At 73.2% G+C, this 18,707-nt stretch carries 20 protein-coding genes; 12 read left to right on the top strand and 8 right to left on the bottom strand.

The features are described 5' to 3' along the window. Position 1 precedes the first annotated feature (1 nt). Both ACIBEA_RS12825 and ACIBEA_RS12820 read right to left on the bottom strand, forming a co-directional pair. On the bottom strand, positions 2-1,435 hold the full coding sequence (locus ACIBEA_RS12825) for a DUF3152 domain-containing protein (protein WP_399259988.1): 1,434 nt from the start codon (positions 1,433-1,435) through the stop codon (positions 2-4). A gap of 6 nt (positions 1,436-1,441) precedes the next feature. After that, on the bottom strand, positions 1,442-2,434 hold the full coding sequence (locus ACIBEA_RS12820; protein ID WP_399259986.1) for an alpha/beta fold hydrolase: 993 nt from the start codon (positions 2,432-2,434) through the stop codon (positions 1,442-1,444). 158 nt (positions 2,435-2,592) lie between these two features. On the opposite strand from ACIBEA_RS12820, the gene ACIBEA_RS12815 reads away from it, so the two are divergent. From ACIBEA_RS12815 to ACIBEA_RS12800, 4 genes are all read left to right on the top strand, one after another. Then, a complete protein-coding gene (locus tag ACIBEA_RS12815) occupies positions 2,593-2,808 on the top strand; it encodes a hypothetical protein (protein WP_399259984.1) in 216 nt (71 codons plus the stop codon). A 158-nt stretch (positions 2,809-2,966) separates the two neighbouring features. Further along, positions 2,967-3,608, top strand: a complete 642-nt coding sequence (locus tag ACIBEA_RS12810) for a TetR/AcrR family transcriptional regulator (protein ID WP_399259982.1) — start codon at positions 2,967-2,969, stop codon at positions 3,606-3,608. A 140-nt stretch (positions 3,609-3,748) separates the two neighbouring features. Beyond that, positions 3,749-3,976: a DUF3107 domain-containing protein gene (locus ACIBEA_RS12805; RefSeq protein WP_399259980.1), complete on the top strand. Its 228-nt coding sequence runs from the start codon at positions 3,749-3,751 to the stop codon at positions 3,974-3,976. Between the two features lie 121 nt (positions 3,977-4,097). Further along, a complete protein-coding gene (locus tag ACIBEA_RS12800; protein WP_399259978.1) occupies positions 4,098-4,394 on the top strand; it encodes a hypothetical protein in 297 nt (98 codons plus the stop codon). A 107-nt stretch (positions 4,395-4,501) separates the two neighbouring features. Here the strand turns inward: ACIBEA_RS12800 and ACIBEA_RS12795 are convergent, their stop codons facing one another. Continuing rightward, positions 4,502-5,260 (bottom strand): ferritin-like fold-containing protein, encoded by a 759-nt coding sequence (locus ACIBEA_RS12795; RefSeq protein ID WP_399259977.1) that lies wholly within the window; start codon positions 5,258-5,260, stop codon positions 4,502-4,504. Between the two features lie 470 nt (positions 5,261-5,730). On the opposite strand from ACIBEA_RS12795, the gene ACIBEA_RS12790 reads away from it, so the two are divergent. The 3 genes from ACIBEA_RS12790 to ACIBEA_RS12780 all read left to right on the top strand — a co-directional run bounded on the left by ACIBEA_RS12790 (position 5,731) and on the right by ACIBEA_RS12780 (position 9,039). Continuing rightward, positions 5,731-7,812, top strand: a complete 2,082-nt coding sequence (locus ACIBEA_RS12790) for a DEAD/DEAH box helicase (protein WP_399259975.1) — start codon at positions 5,731-5,733, stop codon at positions 7,810-7,812. Between the two features lie 113 nt (positions 7,813-7,925). Next, positions 7,926-8,801 (top strand): alpha/beta fold hydrolase, encoded by an 876-nt coding sequence (locus ACIBEA_RS12785; RefSeq protein WP_399259973.1) that lies wholly within the window; start codon positions 7,926-7,928, stop codon positions 8,799-8,801. An 85-nt stretch (positions 8,802-8,886) separates the two neighbouring features. After that, positions 8,887-9,039 carry a hypothetical protein gene (locus ACIBEA_RS12780; protein ID WP_330332467.1) on the top strand — a complete coding sequence of 51 codons (153 nt, stop codon included), beginning with the start codon at positions 8,887-8,889 and terminating at the stop codon, positions 9,037-9,039. Between the two features lie 101 nt (positions 9,040-9,140). Here ACIBEA_RS12780 and ACIBEA_RS12775 read toward each other — a convergent pair whose 3' ends face one another. From ACIBEA_RS12775 to ACIBEA_RS12760, 4 genes are all read right to left on the bottom strand, one after another. Next, on the bottom strand, positions 9,141-9,746 hold the full coding sequence (locus tag ACIBEA_RS12775; RefSeq protein ID WP_399259971.1) for a MarC family protein: 606 nt from the start codon (positions 9,744-9,746) through the stop codon (positions 9,141-9,143). A 179-nt stretch (positions 9,747-9,925) separates the two neighbouring features. Next, entirely contained in the window at positions 9,926-10,798 is an 873-nt protein-coding gene (locus ACIBEA_RS12770; RefSeq protein WP_399259969.1) for a PHP domain-containing protein, read from the bottom strand. Positions 10,799-10,928: 130 nt separating this feature from the next. Beyond that, positions 10,929-11,576, bottom strand: a complete 648-nt coding sequence (locus tag ACIBEA_RS12765; protein ID WP_399259967.1) for a DUF6758 family protein — start codon at positions 11,574-11,576, stop codon at positions 10,929-10,931. Positions 11,577-11,720: 144 nt separating this feature from the next. Further along, positions 11,721-12,305, bottom strand: a complete 585-nt coding sequence (locus ACIBEA_RS12760) for a suppressor of fused domain protein (RefSeq protein ID WP_399259965.1) — start codon at positions 12,303-12,305, stop codon at positions 11,721-11,723. Positions 12,306-12,641: 336 nt separating this feature from the next. Here ACIBEA_RS12760 and ACIBEA_RS12755 point away from each other — a divergent pair, with 336 nt between their 5' ends. Both ACIBEA_RS12755 and ACIBEA_RS12750 read left to right on the top strand, forming a co-directional pair. Continuing rightward, a complete protein-coding gene (locus ACIBEA_RS12755; RefSeq protein ID WP_399259963.1) occupies positions 12,642-13,757 on the top strand; it encodes a magnesium and cobalt transport protein CorA in 1,116 nt (371 codons plus the stop codon). Positions 13,758-13,812: 55 nt separating this feature from the next. Next, entirely contained in the window at positions 13,813-14,325 is a 513-nt protein-coding gene (locus tag ACIBEA_RS12750; RefSeq protein WP_399259962.1) for a hypothetical protein, read from the top strand. An 11-nt stretch (positions 14,326-14,336) separates the two neighbouring features. On the opposite strand, the gene ACIBEA_RS12745 is transcribed toward ACIBEA_RS12750, so the two are convergent. Next, entirely contained in the window at positions 14,337-15,182 is an 846-nt protein-coding gene (locus tag ACIBEA_RS12745) for a hypothetical protein (RefSeq protein WP_399259960.1), read from the bottom strand. A 162-nt stretch (positions 15,183-15,344) separates the two neighbouring features. Here ACIBEA_RS12745 and ACIBEA_RS12740 point away from each other — a divergent pair, with 162 nt between their 5' ends. The 3 genes from ACIBEA_RS12740 to ACIBEA_RS12730 all read left to right on the top strand — a co-directional run bounded on the left by ACIBEA_RS12740 (position 15,345) and on the right by ACIBEA_RS12730 (position 18,576). Further along, complete coding sequence (locus ACIBEA_RS12740; protein WP_399259958.1) at positions 15,345-16,616, top strand: magnesium transporter MgtE N-terminal domain-containing protein; 1,272 nt, start codon at positions 15,345-15,347, stop codon at positions 16,614-16,616. 202 nt (positions 16,617-16,818) lie between these two features. After that, entirely contained in the window at positions 16,819-17,358 is a 540-nt protein-coding gene (locus ACIBEA_RS12735; RefSeq protein ID WP_385787782.1) for a DUF1003 domain-containing protein, read from the top strand. A gap of 42 nt (positions 17,359-17,400) precedes the next feature. Next, entirely contained in the window at positions 17,401-18,576 is a 1,176-nt protein-coding gene (locus ACIBEA_RS12730; RefSeq protein WP_399259956.1) for an Mrp/NBP35 family ATP-binding protein, read from the top strand. The last annotated feature ends 131 nt before the right edge of the window (positions 18,577-18,707 follow it).

Genomic DNA, 18,707 nt, shown 5'->3' with positions numbered 1-18,707 from the left:
ATCAACTGGTCGGGTAGACCCAGGGGTTGGGCTTGCAGGAGATTCCGTCGATGTCGAGCGACTTCGTCTGCTGCTGCATGATCGGCGCGAGCGCGCCCGGCGTCCTGCAGCTCACGTGGTCGTGTCCGAGCCGGTGCCCGACCTCGTGGTTGATGAGCATCTGGCGGTAGGCGTACATCTGGTCCTGGCCGTAGGTCGGCGAGCCCTGCGCCCAGCGGAAGGCGTTGATCATCACGCGCTCGGTGGACGCGGAGTCGCAGGACACGTTGTCGACGGTCGTGTCGAGGCTGGACTTCGCGCACCACACCCCGGTGGTGCCCGGGCTGGCCAGGGTGATCGCGAAGTCGGCCGTCCCCGAGGCGACCCGCTCGAAGCGCATGTCGCCGTCGTGCGCCCAGCTGCGCGGATCGTTGAGGGTGCGCTGGACGGCCTCGGCGAAGAGGTCAGCGTCCAGGCCGAGGCCCTGTTCCACGTCGACCCGGTAGCGGACGAGGCGTCCCTTGCCGGGGGCCGGTGCGCCGGTGGCGACCGTGTCGAAGGTGCCCGGGCCGGCTAGGTTCGCGGCGATCGGGTAGGGGTCGGCCATCTTCTGCTCGTACGTCTTGACGACCGCCTGCTGACCACCGCCCACCGCGGGCGCGTCGGGCGTCGCGCGGCCGTCGGAACGGGAGGCCGCGGACTGGCCGGGGGCGGCCCGGTCGGCGGCGGTGTCACCGGCGCTCTGCACGCCGAGGTGGCTGCCGCCGTCCTCCCCCACGACCTGACCCGCCACGACGACGGCGAGAACGGTGGTGACGGCCGCGGCGGCCATGCCGGTGTAGGTGCGGACCTTGCGGCCCCGGGTCGCCGCGGACCGCTTGGCCGGCGTCGAGCGCGAGCCACGGCGGGGCGGGGGCACCCGGCGGTGCGAGCCGGTCGGGGCACCGCCGCCCGCGCCCCGGGCGGGGTGCGCGGAGCCGGCGCCCGGCACTGCGGCCCGGGGCGCCTCGGCCTCGGGGAAGACGGCGGTATCGGGCGCTTCGGCCTCGGGGAAGACGGCGGCCGCGGTGGCCACGGCGGCCCGGTACGCCGCGGCGGCCGGGGCCGGCGCGGGGCTCCCGTACGGCGCGGTGCTCCCGTACGCCGCCGGGGCCGGGGCCTGCGCGGGGACACCGGGGGCGGGGGACGGCGCGGGGTGGCTGCGGGGAACGGCGCGCCAGTCGCCGTACGCCCCGCCGGGCTCGTGGATCTCCGGGTGGCCGGCGCGCGCCGCGGGCGCGGGTTCGTTCGCGTACTCCTGGTGGCCGGCCGCGGGCTCGGGCCGGTGCCGGCGCGCGCTCCCGGAGAGGGGTCCGGCGGCCGCGGCTTCCGGGTGCGCGGAAGCCGGGTCGGGGCCGCCCTGGTCACCGTGGACCGGGCGGGGAGGAGCGGAGTCCTTGCGACTATGTCGTCCCACCGGTGCTCAGCCTCTGCCGTCTTCGTCGTCTCGTACGTCGTTCTGCCCGGCGGTGCCCAGCAGGTCCCGGAAGGCCGATGCCACGACCTCGGGGTGCTCCATCATCGCCACGTGCCCGGCCTCGGGCAGGCACAGCAGCCGCGAGCCCCGGAAGGAGGCCGCCGCCTTGTGCGCCATGCGGTACGAGACCAGTTGGTCCCTGCCACCGTAGACCAGCAGGGTCGGCGCGAGGACCCGCTCGGCCTGGCGCCACAGCCCGTGCTGTCCGCCGAGCGTGTAGGCGTCGACGATTCCGCGCGAGGAGCGGGCGAGCGCCTCCCAGAAATAGGGGAGCCGCATCCGCCGTTCGGTCTCCTCCACGGCGTACCGGAAGCCCTCGGACGTCACCCGTGAGGGGTCTCCGTAACAGAGCCCCATCACCCCGCGGGTGCGCTGTTCGGCGGTCAGGTCGCGGCTGAGGCGCGCGAAGAGCGGCGCCACGCCCGGGACGGCGAGCAGCGCGGTGGGCACGGCGGAACGCTGCACCCGCAGCTCGGGCAGGGCGGGCGAGATCAGCGTCAGCGTGCGGACGAGGTCGGGCCGCACCGCGGCGACGCGGGTGCTGACGGCCCCGCCGAGCGAGTTCCCGACGAGGTGTACGGGCCCCCGCCCCGCGGCGTCCAGGTGCCGGATGACCGCGCGGGCCATGGCGGTGACCGAGTAGTCCCGGTCGGCGGGCGGCGGGGAGGTCCCGAAGCCGGGGAGGTCGACGGCCTCGCCGTCGACGGTGTCCTCCAGCAGCGCCATCAGCGCCGACCAGTTCTGCGAGGAGCCGCCGAGTCCGTGCACGAAGAGGGCCGGCGCGAGTCCTTCGCGCACGGGCGGCCGCGAGCGCACGGTCAGCGTCAGACCGGGCAGCGACGCGGTGCGCAGCCGCTCCCCGTCGGCCACGCGGACGGCGCCCACCAGGCCCGATGGTTCGGCGGCGGAGCGTACACCGGGCAGCTCGGTCGAAGACATGGGCGCAATGTTACGAGAGGATCACGTCCGGAACCGTGTGTTCGCCATCACAGAGCCGTATAGCGCCCGGCCCCGGAGGCTCCTACGCTCGAAGGAGGAGGCGGGAATCCAGAGGAAACGAAGGAAACGAAGGGAATGAGGGGAATGAGGGGAACCACATGACGGTCGACCCTGCGGAACCGGAGACCTTCCAGGACCTCGTGCGGGAAGCCCCCGGGCCCGAGGCCCCCGAGGCGGACGCGGCGGAGCAGCGCACCGAGCTGACCCCGCTCGACGACGATCCGGTCATCGCGGCCGATCCCGGCGAAGCGTCGGACGGGGACGCGGCGGAGCAGGCGCGCGTGGTGGCCCTGGACGAGGACGACTACCGCTGACCGGGCCGACCGCGACCGACCGGGCTGACCAGCGGCGCTTGCCGGCGTCCGTACCGCGAGAAAACTCGGCCCGGACCCCCCGGATTCGGTTACCGAAAAGTACGATGGCGGGCGCGGCGCACTGCGCCGCAGGGTTCCGAGAGAAAGTGGGAGGCGGCGTGACAGCCATCGAGCAGACCGAGGCGGCGCGCCCGCGGGGCACCCGACTGCCGCGCCGAGCCCGACGCAACCAGCTCCTGGGCGCGGCCCAGGAAGTGTTCGTGGCCCAGGGCTACCACGCGGCGGCGATGGACGACATCGCCGAGCGCGCGGGCGTCAGCAAGCCGGTGCTCTACCAGCACTTCCCGGGCAAGCTGGACCTGTACCTGGCCCTGCTGGACCAGCACTGCGAGTCGCTGCTCCTGGCGGTGCGCACCGCGCTGGCGTCGACGACCGACAACAAGCTGCGCGTGGCCGCCACGATGGACGCGTACTTCGCGTACGTCGAGGACGAGGGCGGCGCCTTCCGGCTCGTCTTCGAGTCCGACCTGACCAACGAGCCGACGGTGCGCGAGCGGGTCGACCGGGTCTCCCTCCAGTGCGCCGAGGCGATCTCGGAGGTCATCGCCGAGGACACCGGCCTGTCGACGGACGAGTCGATGCTGCTGGCCGTGGGCCTGGGCGGGGTCTCGCAGGTCGTGGCCCGGTACTGGCTGTCCAGCTCCAGCCCGGTCGCCCGGGACACCGCGGTCGGCCTGCTGACCTCACTGGCCTGGCGCGGCATCGCGGGCTTCCCGCTGCACGGCACCGACGGCCACTGACCGTCGTAGGCGCACCCGTCGGCGCACCTGTTCGCTGCCAGCGTGTCCGCTGTACGCCATTCGCGTCGCCTCCGCGGGCTAGGGTGGGGGCGAGTACGGCGCGGTGATCGCGCGAACCGGATCGTCGGAGGGACAAAGCCGTGGAGGTCAAGATCGGCGTGCAGCACGCACCCCGGGAGATCGTGCTGGAGAGCGGCTTGAGCGCCGATGAGCTCGAGAGCATCGTCGCCGACGCACTGTCCGGCAAGACGCAGCTGCTCAGCCTCACCGACATCAAGGGCCGCAAGGTCCTGGTGCCGGCCGACCGCCTGTCGTACGTCGACCTGGGCGAGCCCAGCATCCGCAAGGTGGGCTTCGGCGCGCTCTGAGGAGCGAAGAGAACGAACGCGACGGCCCGGTGGTTGACCCCACCGGGCCGTTTCTCTTTCTTCCGCTTCGGGTAGGACGCCTGTGATCCGATTTGCCCTGACCTGCGGGAGGGACCTCATCATGCTGCTGGAAGCGCTCGGCTCGGCCCTGCTCGGTCTCGCCTTGGCCGCCGCGGCCCTCAGAATGCTCCCGACGCGCCTGCCCTCATCCAGAACCGTGCTGGTCAGCGCGGTATTGGGGGCGTTGTTCGGGTCGTACCTCACCCATTACGCACTGGGCCCGGGACACACCACGCCGAGCGCCACCATCCTCGGCGGGGCGCTCGTTTCGGCGGTGGTCCTCTCCCTCCTGCTGCGGCCCGCGCGGCGGCCTGGGAGGACGTCCGGCCGGACTCCGTTTTCGGTCCCGGCGGGCTGATGAATAGCTGACGAACACCTACCGGTCATGACGGTGGCCCCGAAGCGGACATCCGCTGCGGGGCCACCGTCATGACCGGCCGGGATCCGGCCGGCGGGCGTGCGTCGTCAGGCCGCGAGGCCGAGGGCCGCCATCCGCTTGGTGTGCGCCTTGGTGATGCGGGTGAACATCTCGCCGACGGCCGCGAGGTCGAAGCCCGCGGCCATCCCGTCCACGCCACCGACGAGCATGGTGGAGAGCGCGTCGCGCTCGGCGACCACGCGCTGCGCCTGCGAGAGCGCCTCGCCCATCAGGCGGCGGGCCCACAGCGCGAGGCGGCCGCCGCAGCGCGGGTCGGCCTCGATCGCGGCGCGCACCTTCTCGATGGCGAAGCCGCCGTGACCGGTGTCGTCGAGCACGGCGAGCACCAGGGCGCGGGTGTCGGTGTCGAGGTGGGTGGCGACCTCGCGGTAGAAGTCACTGGCGATCGAGTCGCCGACGTAGGCCTTGACCAGGCCCTCCAGCCAGTCCGACGGCGCGGTCTGGCGGTGGAAGTCGTCCACGCCCTTGGCGAAGGGCTCCATGGCGCCGGTCGGCTCGGCGTCGATGGCCGCGAGCCGGTCCCGCAGCCGCTCGAAGTGGTGGAACTCGGCGGACGCCATCTTGGCCAGTTCGGCCTTGTCGTCGAGGGTGGGCGCGAGCTTCGCGTCCTCCGCGAGTCGCTCGAAGGCGGCCAGTTCTCCGTACGCGAGGGCGCCGAGCAGGTCCACGACGGCGGCCCGGTACTGCGGCGAGGACGAGGCCTCGGACCAGTTCTGGGCAGCGATGCCGGCGTTCGCGCCGGGGTCGTCGGCTGCGGCGGGCGATGCGTTTTCTACGGTCGACATGCTCCGCACAATAGCCCGCTCGGGCCCCGTGGAAACCACGTGCCCACTGCACGGGAGGCCGCCGCGAAACCGGTGGTCCGACCCGCACGCCGGTGTCGACCTGGTGAATTCACCCGACACAGCTGCGCGATTCCGGGGTACAGTGGTAATGCGCCTGCCGGATACTCGGCGGGCCGTCCCAATGAGGATGCCCGGTCGGTGGCCCGATCGGCTCCAACCCCGACCGCCCTCGGCGTGGTGTGTGCGTTCATGCGCATCGCCCACGAGGGGCCCCCTCAGCGGCATGAGCGCTTGAGCGAAGGCCCGTGGTCCCGCGCAGCTTCCGTACACAGCAGTACTGCAAGCCTGGCACGGTACGACCCCCTTCGCCGCCTCGGGCCGCGTCTCACAGAAGAGGCAGCACCCTGACTACGTTCCGAGACCTCGGGATCTTCCCCGAGACCGCCGAAGCCCTTGAAGCCGTCGGCATCGTGTCCCCCTTCCCGATCCAGGAGATGACCCTCCCCGTCGCCCTCACCGGCACGGACGTCATCGGCCAGGCCAAGACCGGTACCGGCAAGACGCTCGGTTTCGGCCTTCCCCTGCTGGAGCGGGTCGTCGTCCCCGCGGACGTCGAGGCCGGACGGGCCCGCCCCGACCAGCTGACCGACGCTCCGCAGGCCCTCGTGGTGGTTCCGACCCGCGAGCTCTGCACCCAGGTGACCAACGACCTGCTGACCGCGGGCAAGGTCCGCAACGTCCGCGTCCTCGCCATATACGGCGGCCGCGCGTACGAGCCGCAGGTCGAGGCGCTCAAGAAGGGCGTCGACATCATCGTCGGCACCCCGGGCCGCCTGCTCGACCTGGCCGGGCAGAAGAAGCTCGACCTGTCGCACATCAAGGCCCTCGTCCTGGACGAGGCCGACGAGATGCTCGACCTGGGCTTCCTGCCCGACGTCGAGCGGATCATGAGCTACCTGCCGCCGAAGCGTCAGACCATGCTGTTCTCGGCGACCATGCCGGGCGCGGTCATCGGCCTGGCCCGTCGGTACATGACGCAGCCGACCCACATCCGCGCCGTCTCCGAGGACGGCGAGGGCGCGACCGTCGCCAACACCGCGCAGCACGTCTTCCGCGCGCACAACATGGACAAGCCGGAGCTCGTCTCCCGCATCCTGCAGGCCGAAGGCCGCGGGCTCGCCATGATCTTCTGCCGCACCAAGCGCACCGCGGCCGACATCGCCGAGCAGCTCGAAAAGCGCGGCTTCGCGTCGGGCGCCGTCCACGGCGACCTGGGCCAGGGTGCCCGCGAGCAGGCGCTGCGCGCCTTCCGCAACGGCAAGGTCGACGTGCTGGTCTGCACCGACGTCGCCGCCCGCGGTATCGATGTCGAGGGTGTCACCCACGTCATCAACTACCAGACCCCCGAGGACGAGAAGACCTTCCTGCACCGCGTGGGCCGCACCGGCCGCGCGGGCAAGAAGGGCATCGCCGTCACCCTGGTCGACTGGGACGACATCCCGCGCTGGCAGCTGATCAACAAGGCGCTGGAGCTGGACTTCCACGACCCGGTGGAGACGTACTCCACGTCCCCGCACCTGTACGAGCAGATGAACATCCCGGCCGGCACCAAGGGCATCCTGCCGCGCGCCGAGCGCACGCGGGCCGGCCTGAAGGCCGAGAACCTGGAAGACCTGGGCGAGACCGGCGGCCGCGGTGGCCGTGGCGGTCGCGGCCCGGCCGCCGCCGCCGCTCCGGTGGCCGAGGAGCGTCCCGAGCGCACCCGCACGCCGCGTCAGCGCCGCCGCACCCGTGGCGGTTCGGAGGCGGCCGAGGGCGCCGTGGCCGTGGAGAGCCCGGCCGTGGAGACCGCGGCCGTGGCCGTGGCCGCTCCGGTGAGCCCGGTCGCCGAGGCCCCCGAGGCCCCGGCCGCCGACGAGGCGCGCAAGCCGCGCCGCCGTCGCACCCGTGGCACGGCGCCCGCCGCCGCCACCGAGGCACCCGCGGTCACCCGCACCCCGGCCATGCGCACCCCGATCACCCGCGCACCGGCCACCCGCACCCCGGCCACGCGCACCCCGGCCAAGCTCGAACCGCTCGCGCCGTTCGTCCCGGCCGTGGCCGAGGTGGACTTCCAGATGGCCCCGCCGGTCGAGCCCGCCCCGGTCCGCAGGGCCACCCGCGCGCCCCGCAAGGCTCCGGCTCCGGTGACCCGTACGGTCGCCAAGGCCGCCGTGGTCGAGGCGCCCGTCGCCGTGGCCCCCGCGGTCGCCGTGGCCACCGTGGTCGAGGAGGCTCCGGTCAAGCCGAAGCGCACCCGGACCCGCAAGGTCGCCGAGGCCGCCCCGGTCGCCGAGGCCGCCGCGGTCGTCGAAGCCGCCGCTGTCGCGGTCGCGGTCGCCGAGGAGGCTCCCGTGAAGCCGAAGCGCACCCGGACCCGCAAGGTCGCCGAGGCCGCTCCGGTCGCCGAGGCCGCTCCGGTCGCCGAGGCCGCCGCGGTCGCCACCGAGGACGCTCCGGTCAAGCCGAAGCGGACCCGGACCCGCAAGGCCGCCGCCGCCCCCGAGGCGTAGGCACCCGCTCCACCGGACGGCCCCGCTCCCCCTTTCCGAGGGGGAGCGGGGCCGTCCGCGCATCCCGGCGCAGTGCCCGGGCGGCGCCGCCTACGGGCCGGTAACCTCTGGCCATGAGCAAGCCGCCGCGCCTCACCCTGCCGCCCCACGCCCGCGCCCGGTCCCTGAGCACCGACCGGGGCGCGTTCGCCGTACACGAGGCCGGTGAGCCGCTGCGCGGCACCGCCTTGCTGGTCCCCGGGTACACCGGGAGCAAGGAGGACTTCATCGGCCTGCTGGAGCCCCTGGCGACGGCCGGGTACCGGGTCGTCGCGGTGGACGGGCGCGGGCAGTACGAGAGCGCCGGGCCGCGCGACGAGGACGCCTACACCCTGGCCGAGCTGGGGCGGGACCTGCTGGCCCAGACGGCCGCGCTGGACGCCGGCGACCGTCCGGTGCACCTGGTCGGCCACTCGCTGGGCGGTCTGGTCGCCCGCGCCGCCGTCCTGCGCGACCCGGCCCCCTTCGCCTCGCTCACCCTGATGAGCAGCGGCCCGGCCGCCATCGACGCCGCCCAGCAGGACCGCACGAAGCTGCTCGTGGCGGCGCTGGAGATGCTGCGGGAGGACATGCCGGCCGTATGGGCGGCCATGCGCGCCCAGGATCCCGAGGACGCGGCGCCGGACGGCGAGGAGCTGGCGGAGTTCCTGCGGGGGCGCTGGCTGGCGACCGTACCGGAGCAGCTGATCGCGACCGGGCGGATCCTGATCTCCGAGCCCGACCGGGTGGCCGAGCTGGCCGCGGTGGAGCTGCCGAAGCTGGTGCTGTCGGGGGCCGTGGACCAGGCGTGGCCGGTGCCGTGGCTGGACGCGATGGCCGACCGCCTCGGCGCCCGGCGGGCCGTCATCGAGGGCACCGAGCACTCCCCCAACGCGGAGGATCCGGCGGCGACGGCCCGGGCCCTGACGGCCTTCTGGGCAGACTTCGACGGGTCAATCCTTAGCAAGTGAAAAAATTTCCTTAGCGTAGGGAATGTTTGCCTCCTACACTTCGTTGGAACACATGCAAGGAGAACACCGACGAAGGGAGAAGCCGATGCGCTTCGAGATTCTGCGCCTGGACGATGTCGACGGAACCGCCGTGGACAGCACCGTCGTGGACGCGGCCTCCGTCAACCGGATCGTGCAGCAGGCCGCATCTATCGGCCAGCGCATCCTCATCCGACCGTTCGAGTCCGCGTCCTCCTGACGGCGAACCCACGCCGCACCCATTGCGCGACGCCCCCGCACCGACCCGGTGCGGGGGCGTTCGCATGACCGGCGGCGGGCGCCGCGGCCCGTTCGGGGCGCTCAGGCGTTGTGGACGACCTGGAGCACGCCGTTGATGATCTGCTGGACCGCGATCGCGGAGAGCATCATGCCCGCCAGCCGGGTCACCAGCACCACGCCGCCGTCCTTGATGACCCGGATGATCACCAGCGAGTAGCGCATCGTGATCCACAGCACCACGTGCATCGCGATGATCGCGGACCAGACGGAGACCTGTCCGGAGAGGCCGTCGGCCTTCTGCACCGCGAGGATCACCGAGACGATCGCACCGGGACCGGCCAGCAGCGGCATGCCCAGCGGCACCAGCGCGACGTTCACGTCCTTGGTCTGCTTCGGCTCGTCCGTCTTGCCGGTGAGCAGGTCGAGCGCGATCAGCAGGAGCAGCAGACCGCCCGCGATCATCAGCGCGGGCACCGAGACGTGCAGGTAGTCGAGGATCTGCTGGCCGCAGATGCCGAAGACGGCGATCACGCCGAAGGCGACGCACACCGCCTGCCAGGCCATCCGGCGCTGCACCTTGGCCGGGCGGCCGGAGGTCAGCGCGAGGAAGATCGGGGTGATCCCGGGGGGATCCATGATGACGAAGAGGGTGAGGAAGAGGGAGCCGAAGACGGCGAGATCGAACACAGTGATGCCTTGCGCCTTGCAGGAGATGAGGGGTGTGGGATGAAGGGTGTGGGGACGTACGCGAGCGCGCGTGCGGGACCTGCTCCGGGCGCTCCGGGAGGGGACCCGGAAGCCGGGAGGACCCCACGGGGCTCGTGGGCCCTCGGGGGACGGCGCGCGCGGCGGGCGTACGGGGGCGCTTACGCGCCGGTGCGGTCGCGTCCGCCCGCGCCGGGAACCGGGAAGGCCCCGGTCGCGCGGCGGGTGATCTCGCCGTAGATCTCGGGGTCGGTCGTGAACTCCCCGAGCCGGCAGGTCTTGCGACTGCCGTGGTAGTCGCTGGAGCCCGTCGTCAGCAGGCCCAGCTCGCCCGCGAGGCCGCGCAGCCGCGCGCGCGTGGCGGGATCGTGGTCCATGTGGTCCACCTCGACGCCGTCCAGACCCGCGGCCGCGAGCTCGGCTATCGCGGCCTCCGGCACGCACTGCCCCCGCTTGAGGGCGAGCGGGTGCGCGAAGACGGTGACCCCGCCGGCCGCCTTGACCAGCCGGATCGCCTCGAAGGGGTCCAGCTCGTGCTTCCGGGCGTAGGCACGGCCGCCGTCGGCCAGCCACTGCGGGGTGAAGGCGTCCGACACGCTGGCCACGACGCCCGCCTCCACCATCGCCGTGGCGATGTGCGGGCGGCCGACCGAACCGTCGCCGGCGATCCGTGCCACCTGTTCCCAGGTGATGGGGACGCCGAGCTCCTGGAGCGTGCCCACCATCGCCCGCGCGCGCGGCACCCGGTCGTCGCGGACGAGCTCGCGCTCGCGGAACAGCTCGGGCTCGGCCGGATCGAAGAGGTACGCCAGCATGTGCAGCCCGATGCCGTCGAGGCGGCAGGACAGCTCGGCGCCGGTGACCAGGGTGAGCCCCCGCGGCACCGCCGCGATCGCCTCGGCGTGACCGCCGACGGTGTCGTGGTCGGTCAGGGCGACGACGTCCAGCCCGGCGGCGGCCGCGTTGCGGACCAGCTCGGCGGGGGTGTCCGTACCGTCGGAAGCCGTGGAGTGGGCGTGCAGGTCGATGCGCACGGCACGGCTCCAGGGATCGGACGGACGGGGACACCTCAGGATAACCGGGCAGAAGGTCCTGCTCTGGCCAAGGCTTGACGGGCGTACGGGCGAAGGGGACCGGCGGGCGGGGGCCGCGACCGGGACCCGCTCAGGTGGCTCCGCCCAGGATCCGCGGGCTCAACGCCCCGCAGGGCAGCAGCTCCACCTCGGCGCCCGCGTCCCGCAGGTCGGTCAGCACCAGCTCGTCGTACATCAGCAGCCCGGACTGCTCGGGCCACACGACGGCCCACAGCCACAGCCCGCGCGCCTCGCCGGCGAAGACGGCGCGGTCCTCAGGGGTCCCCGTGACGTGCCACATCGGGGTCGGCCGCCCGGCGGCCACCACCTTGGCGTGCGGCGGGGCCGATACGTCCATGAAGGGGCCCGGGTCGGGGCCGTCGATGCCCGCGTACCGCGCGCCCAGGCCCACGCCCAGCTCCTCGGCGACCAGCAACAGCTCGCCGATGCCGCCCAGCGGACCGGGTCCGGAGCACGCCACCGCGGTGGCCCGCCCGCCGCTGCGGTCGTCCCCGGCGGACGCGACCCCGGTGAACAGCCAGCCGACCGGCAGCGGCCACGGCATCCACACCGGCACCTGCGCGCGGTGCACCACGACGCCGAGACCCTCGACGCTGGGCGGGATGACGGGCTGCAGGGGGTGGACGGTGCCGTGCACGGAGCACTGCCAGGAGTCAGCGAAAAGACCGGGCGCCCTGACCCGGCCACCACACTTCGGGCAACTCGGTTCGCCCCTCATACAGAGCCACGCTCCTCCCCGTCCGCCGCCGCGTCAAGGGACGATCACCCGTCCGGAGTCGATACCTACCCCCGGTGGCGCCCGTCAGTCACCCGGGAGCCGCCTGTCCGGGGCGCCGGCCGCCCCGCACGATCGGCCCGGCCGTCAGTCCAGGGACACGGAGGTGCGCCGGGGGTCGCGCAGGTCCGTGCCGCGCGCGAGCCAGCGTTCCTGCAGGGCCGCCGCGCCGTGCACCCGCTTCCAGGCGGCCTCGTTCCCGGTCATCGGCAGCAGCGGCAGGAAGCGCACCGGGTCCATCGGCGCGTCCAACTCCAGGTCCTCCACCAGCCCGCCCGGCTCGGCGACCAGGACGGAGCTGAACGGCGCCCCGGGCCACAGCGGTTCGCCCACGTCCAGCGAGGCCCCGGGCGACACCACGAGCCCCTCGACCTGCGGGGAGGCCCCGAGGACCGCGAGCGGCCGGAGCACCTGGTCGGTCGGGACCACGCCCGCCCGCACCGTCAGGACCAGCTCGGCGCGCGGCCCGCGGACCGGATCGGACACCACCACGGTGGGGTCGCCCATCGGCTGCGCCGACATTCCGAGGGTCGCGTAGCGCACCACGTCACCGTCGAGGAAGCGGAGGACCTCGATGCGGTCGGTGCCGAGGAAGGTGACGGCGGCGCGGGCGTCGGGCTCACCCAGCGCGGTGCGCAGCCGGGCTTCGACAAGTGCCAGAAGTTCTGCCATGGGGCGAGCATAGAACTCCTATCGCTGGGGTAAAGGCAGGCTCTTGACCATCCGTCGGCTGTTACTGTGGACCGCTGGCCGGGGCCACACGCAGAAGCGTGGATGCATGCTCCGGCGACAGGACTTCCCCCACGGGGGACCGGCCGGAGGAGGTGGGGCTGCAATGGATCGAAGTCGATCGTGCAGTACCAACCGCTCTTCCACGGGTGCCTCACGCTCCCTTTGAGCTGAAGAGCGACGGCAGAACCTTTCCTCCCGTCCTGCTTCCTTCCGCCTGCCCGCAGCGGCGGAAGGTCTCCGACCCGCGTGGCCCGCAGCCGCGCGAAGGAGCCTGCCATGTCGATGCTGCCCTACCTCCGCGCGGCCGTACGTCCCGCACTGCGCAGGTCCACCCCGACCCAGTCCGGCTACGACACCACCCGCGACCACTCCGCGAGCAGCGCGGTCGTCGACTGCGCCGTCTACCGCGCGGGCCGCCGCGACCGGGGTGCCGCCTGCCTGACGCCGCGCGAGGCGATGCGCCGGGTGCGCGAGGACGGCGGCTTCGCCTGGATCGGCCTGCACGAGCCGACCGAGGCCGAGTTCGCCGGGATCGCGGCCGCCTTCGGACTGCACCCGCTGGCCGTGGAGGACGCGGTGCACGCCCACCAGCGGCCGAAGCTGGAGCGCTACGACGACACCCTCTTCACCGTCTTCAAGACCATCCACTACGTCGAGCACGCCCAACTCACCGCCACCAGCGAGGTCGTGGAGACCGGCGAGGTGATGTGCTTCACCGGCCCGGACTTCGTCATCACCGTGCGGCACGGCGGCCAGGGCTCCCTCAAGGGCCTGCGCCACCGGCTCCAGGACGACCCCGAGCTGTTGGCCAAGGGGCCCTCGGCCGTCCTGCACTCGATCGCGGACCACGTGGTCGACGGGTACATCGCGGTGGCCTCGGCGGTCCAGGACGACATCGACGAGGTGGAGAGCGCGGTCTTCGCGGCCCCCGCCAAGGGCAGTCCGCGCGGTGCGGACGCGGGCCGGATCTACCAGCTCAAGCGCGAGGTGCTGGAGTTCAAGCGGGCGGTGTCCCCGCTGCTGCGGCCGATGGAGCTGCTCAGCGAGCGGCCGATGCGGCTGGTGGACCCGGACATCCAGAAGTACTTCCGCGACGTCGCCGACCACTTGGCCCGGGTGCACGAGCAGGTCATCGGCTTCGACGAACTGCTGAACTCGATCCTCCAGGCCAATCTGGCGCAGGCCACGGTCGCGCAGAACGAGGACATGCGCAAGATCACCTCGTGGGCGGCGATCATCGCGGTGCCGACGATGATCTGCGGGGTCTACGGCATGAACTTCGAGCACATGCCGGAGCTGCACTGGCGCTACGGCTACCCGATGGTGATGGCCGCCATCGCCGCCAGTTGCTTCGCCATCCACCGGTCCCTGCGCCGCCACGGCTGGCTGTAGGGGCGCACCCGCGGTTGGCTGTAGCGCCGCACGCGCGGCTGGCTACCCTGTGCGCATGACTCTCAGCACGCTCGACCTGGCCCTCGTCGAGGAGGCCACCAAGAAGTCCGGCCTCATCTGGGTCCGGGGCAGCGGGCCCGACCGGGCCCTGTGGCACGCGTGGGTGGACGGGGCGGCCCACGTCCTGGGCGACGGGCCCGGCGAGCAGCCCTTCCCCGGTCTCGCCGACGGCGCGACGGCCGAGGTGACCGTGCGCAGCAAGGACAAGGGCGGTCGGCTGGTCGCCTGGACCGCCGCGGTCACCGAGCTGGCCCCGCACGGCGAGCCCTGGCTGGCGGCGGTGGCCGAGCTGAAGGGCAAGCGGCTGAACGCGCCCGACTCGGAGCTGATGACCGAGCGCTGGGCGCGCGAGTGCCGGCTGCTGCGGTTGGAGCCGGTGGCGGCGACGACCGAGCTGCCCGCCGCATCGCTGGCCGCGCGGCCGCTGCCGTCCCCGGCCACCACCCGGCTGCCCGCCCCGGCGGCCCTCCCGAAGCTGCTCCTGAAGCGCAAGAAGGCCCGCGGGTAGCGGGAGACCGCTCAGCCGCCGCTGCCCGGGTCCGCGCCCTGGCCGCCGGATCCGCCGGCCGCGCCGCTCGCGTCGTCGTCCCCGGCGCCGCTCCTGCTCGCGCCGGGGCCCGGGCTCTTGCCGGTGCCGGTGCCCTTGGTCGTGGGCAGCTGGGACCCGTAGTCCACGGTCTGGTCCTGGGCCGGGGCGGCCAGCGGGAACTGCCGGCCCCAGTCGGTCAGCTCGACCCGACCGGCGCCGCCCGCGCGTTCCACCCGCAGCGGGTACGGGGTGCCCTCCAGGGAGACGGCGAGCTTGCCGCCCTTGCCGCCGTCCGAGGTGAGCAGGACCGCCCTGGTGGGGCCGACCTTCGCGTACTCGGCGCCCTTGGCGAGCTTTCCGCCGATGCCGAGCAGCCCGTCCAGCAGGACCTGCATGTCGGTGAAGCCGCGGAACTGCTTGTAGGAGGGGTCGGCCGCGGGGACCTTGACGAACTTGTCGCCGAGCTTGCCGGCCGCCTCCGACTGCCCCCAGAACGCCGCGTCGGCCTTCAGGTAGAGCTGCTCCCCCACCCGCAGCAGCCGGAAGGTGTTGTCCTTGGACCTGACCTCCCCCGAACCGCCGTCCGACTTCAGCTTCATGTCCAGCGTGAAGGACTTGCCACCGCTGACCAGGGTGCCGGACAGGTGCACCGCCTTGGCCTCCGAGGCGGCCGCGCGCGCCTTGGACTCGATCTTGTCCGCGGACAGCTTGCCGACCCCGTTGGTGCCCTTGTCGGGGTCCTCCCCGCAGCCCGTGGCGGCGATGGCCAGACCCGCGCAGAGGACCCCGATGGCGGTGGTCCGGCGCAGCCGTGCGGCAGGGAAGGTGGCGGTCACGGGCAGGTGCCTCTCGTCGGTCGTCAGCGAGCAGCAGGCAGCGTACCCGCACGTCGTGCGCGACCCGGGCCCGGGCGGAACGCCCCACCAGGGCGGTTCGCGGCGGCACGGGCTAGCCTGAGGGCGGCAGGAATCTTGATCGACGCTCCAGGAGGCGCTCGGATGGTGGCAGGCGCCCCGCGGATCTTTGTCTCGCATCTGTCGGGCGTACCCGTCTTCGACCCCAACGGCGACCAGGTGGGCCGGGTCCGCGACCTGGTGGCGATGCTGCGCGTGGGCGGACGCCCGCCCCGGCTGCTGGGCCTGGTCGTCGAGGTGGTGAGCCGGCGCCGCATCTTCGTGCCCATGACCCGGGTGACCGGCGTGGAGTCGGGACAGGTCATCACGACCGGCGTGGTCAACATGCGGCGCTTCGAGCAGCGCCCCACCGAGCGCCTCGTCCTGGGCGAGCTGCTGGACCGCCGGGTGCGGCTCGTCGCGGACGACGAGGAGGTCACCGTCCTGGACGTGGCCATCCAGCAGCTCCCGGCCCGGCGCGACTGGGAGATCAACCGGATCTTCGTCCGCAAGGGCAAGGCGGGCGCGCTGCGCCGCCGCGGCGAGACGCTGACCGTGGACTGGTCGGGGGTGACCGGCTTCTCCCTGGAGGAGGACGGGCAGGGCGCCGAGAACCTGGTCGCCACCTTCGAGACGATGCGTCCCGCCGACCTCGCGAACGTCCTGCACCACCTGACGCCGAAGCGGCGCGCCGAGGTGGCCAACGCCCTCGACGACGACCGGCTCGCGGACGTGCTGGAGGAGCTGCCCGAGGACGACCAGGTGGAGATCCTCGGCAAGCTCAAGGAGGAGCGCGCCGCGGACGTGCTGGAGGCGATGGACCCGGACGACGCGGCCGACCTGCTCTCCGAGCTGCCCGAGGTCGACAAGGAGCGGCTGCTGACCCTGATGCAGCCGGACGACGCGGCCGACGTGCGGCGCCTGCTGTCCTACGAGGAGCGCACGGCGGGCGGTCTGATGACGACCGAGCCGATCGTGCTGCGGCCGGACGCCACGGTCGCGGACGCGCTGGCGCGCGTACGGCAGTCGGACCTGTCCCCGGCGCTGGCCGCGCAGGTCTACGTGTGCCGCCCGCCGGACGAGACGCCGACCGGCAAGTACCTGGGCACCGTGCACTTCCAGCGGCTGCTGCGCGACCCGCCGTTCACGCTGGTGAGCTCGCTGGTGGACACGGACCTGCCGCCGCTGCGCCCGAACGCCTCGCTGCCGGCGGTGACCAGCTACCTCGCCGCCTACAACATGGTCGCGGTGCCGGTGGTCGACGAGAGCGGCTCGCTGCTCGGCGCCGTGACGGTGGACGACGTACTGGACCACCTGCTGCCCGACGACTGGCGCGAGACGGACTTCCACTCCGAGGAGGCCGGTAGTGGGCACTGACCGGGGGCGCGATTCCGGGCGGGAGCGCCGCCGGGAGCAGATCAAGGAGCGCCGCGAGCAGGCCAGGGCGCAGGCGCGCGAACACGGGCGGGAGCACGGCTTGTCGGACCGGCTGGACGAGGTCGCGGGCCGGGTGCGCGCGGAGCGGGCGGACCGGCACGACCGGGCCGAGCGCGAGGCGCGCGAGGGCCGGGCCGAGCGGATGAAGGCCGGCCAGTCGACCGGGTCGAGCGCGCTGACGCGTTCGCGCGTGCGCCTGGACCTGCCGCGCCCGGCGCGCCGGCGGCTGCTCCCCGAGTACGACCCGGAGGCCTTCGGCCGGCTGTCGGAGCGGGTGGCGCGCTTCCTCGGCACGGGGCGGTTCATCGTCTGGATGACGGTCGTCATCATCGCCTGGGTGCTGTGGAACATCTTCGCGCCCGACCCGTGGCGGTTCGACGAGTACCCCTTCATCTTCCTGACCCTGATGCTGTCCCTCCAGGCGTCCTACGCCGCTCCGCTGATCCTGCTCGCGCAGAACCGGCAGGACGACCGCGACCGGGTCAACCTGGAGCAGGACCGCAAGCAGAACGAGCGCTCCATCGCGGACACGGAGTACCTCACCCGGGAGATCGCGGCGCTGCGGATGGGTCTCGGCGAGGTCGCGACCCGCGACTGGATCCGGTCGGAGTTCCAGGACCTGATCAAGGAGATGGACGAGCGCCGGCTCTTCCCGTCCGAACGTGACGAAGGCGACCGCTGACGGGCTTACCGACGGCGTGCTACCGAGCCGTACCATCGGGGCATGGCTACCGACACAAGCTCCGCCGCCGCGCCCGACCAGGCCGGGCCCGATCAGGACGCGATCCTCGACGCGCTGGCGACGGTGAACGACCCCGAGATCCACCGGCCGATCACCGAACTCGGCATGGTCAAATCGGTGGACGTCGGCGACGGCGGAGCGGTCGCCGTCACCGTCTACCTCACGGTGTCGGGCTGTCCCATGCGCGAGACCATCACCAAGAACGTCACCGAGGCCGTCGAGCGGGTCCCGGGCGTCACCTCGGTTGCCGTCACGCTGGACGTGATGAGCGACGAGCAGCGCAAGGACCTGGCGAGCAGCCTGCGCGGCGGCACCGCCGAGCGCGAGGTGCCCTTCGCCCAGCCCGGCTCGCTGACGCGCGTCTACGCCGTCGCCTCCGGCAAGGGCGGCGTGGGCAAGTCCTCGGTCACGGTCAACCTCGCCGCGGCGATGGCGGCCGACGGCCTGAAGGTCGGCGTCGTGGACGCGGACATCTACGGCCACAGCGTGCCGCGCATGCTGGGCGTCGAGGGCAAGCCGACCCAGGTCGAGAACATGATCATGCCGCCGTCGGCGAACGGCGTGAAGGTCATCTCCATCGGCATGTTCACCCCGGGCAACGCGCCCGTGGTGTGGCGCGGCCCGATGCTGCACCGCGCGCTCCAGCAGTTCCTGGCGGACGTGTACTGGGGCGACCTGGACGTCCTGCTGCTCGACCTGCCGCCGGGCACCGGTGACATCGCGATCTCGGTGGCGCAGCTGGTGCCGAATGCGGAGATCCTGGTCGTCACCACCCCGCAGCAGGCCGCCGCCGAGGTGGCCGAGCGGGCCGGTTCGATCGCCGTGCAGACCCACCAGAAGATCGTCGGCGTCGTCGAGAACATGTCCGGGCTGCCCTGCCCGCACTGCGACGAGATGGTCGACGTGTTCGGCTCGGGCGGTGGCCAGGCGGTCGCCGACGGCCTGACGCGGACCATCGGCTCCACGGTGCCGGTGCTGGGCCAGATTCCGATCGACGTCCGGCTGCGCGAGGGCGGCGACGACGGCCGGCCGGTGGTGCTGGCCGCTCCCGACTCGCCCGCCGGGGCGGCGCTGCGGGCGATCGCGGGCAAGCTGGGCGGCCGCGCGCGCGGCCTGTCGGGCATGTCGCTGGGGATCACCCCGCGCAACAAGTTCTAGTACGGCCGGGCCCTCGGGCCGCGGGGGCGGGGGGGGGGGGGGGGCGCCCCGGGGGGGGGCCCCGCCGCGGGCCCCGCGGCGCTTGGCTGCCCCCGCCCGGGGGGGCGGCGGCCGCGCGCGCGGGGGCGGGG

Origin of the sequence: Streptomyces sp. NPDC051555 (genome assembly GCF_044454405.1) — a bacterium.
In the GTDB taxonomy this organism is placed as follows: Bacteria; Actinomycetota; Actinomycetes; order Streptomycetales; family Streptomycetaceae; genus Streptomyces.
Note: the sequence above shows the minus strand (reverse complement) of the source record. Positions and strands in the feature narration are given on the sequence as shown.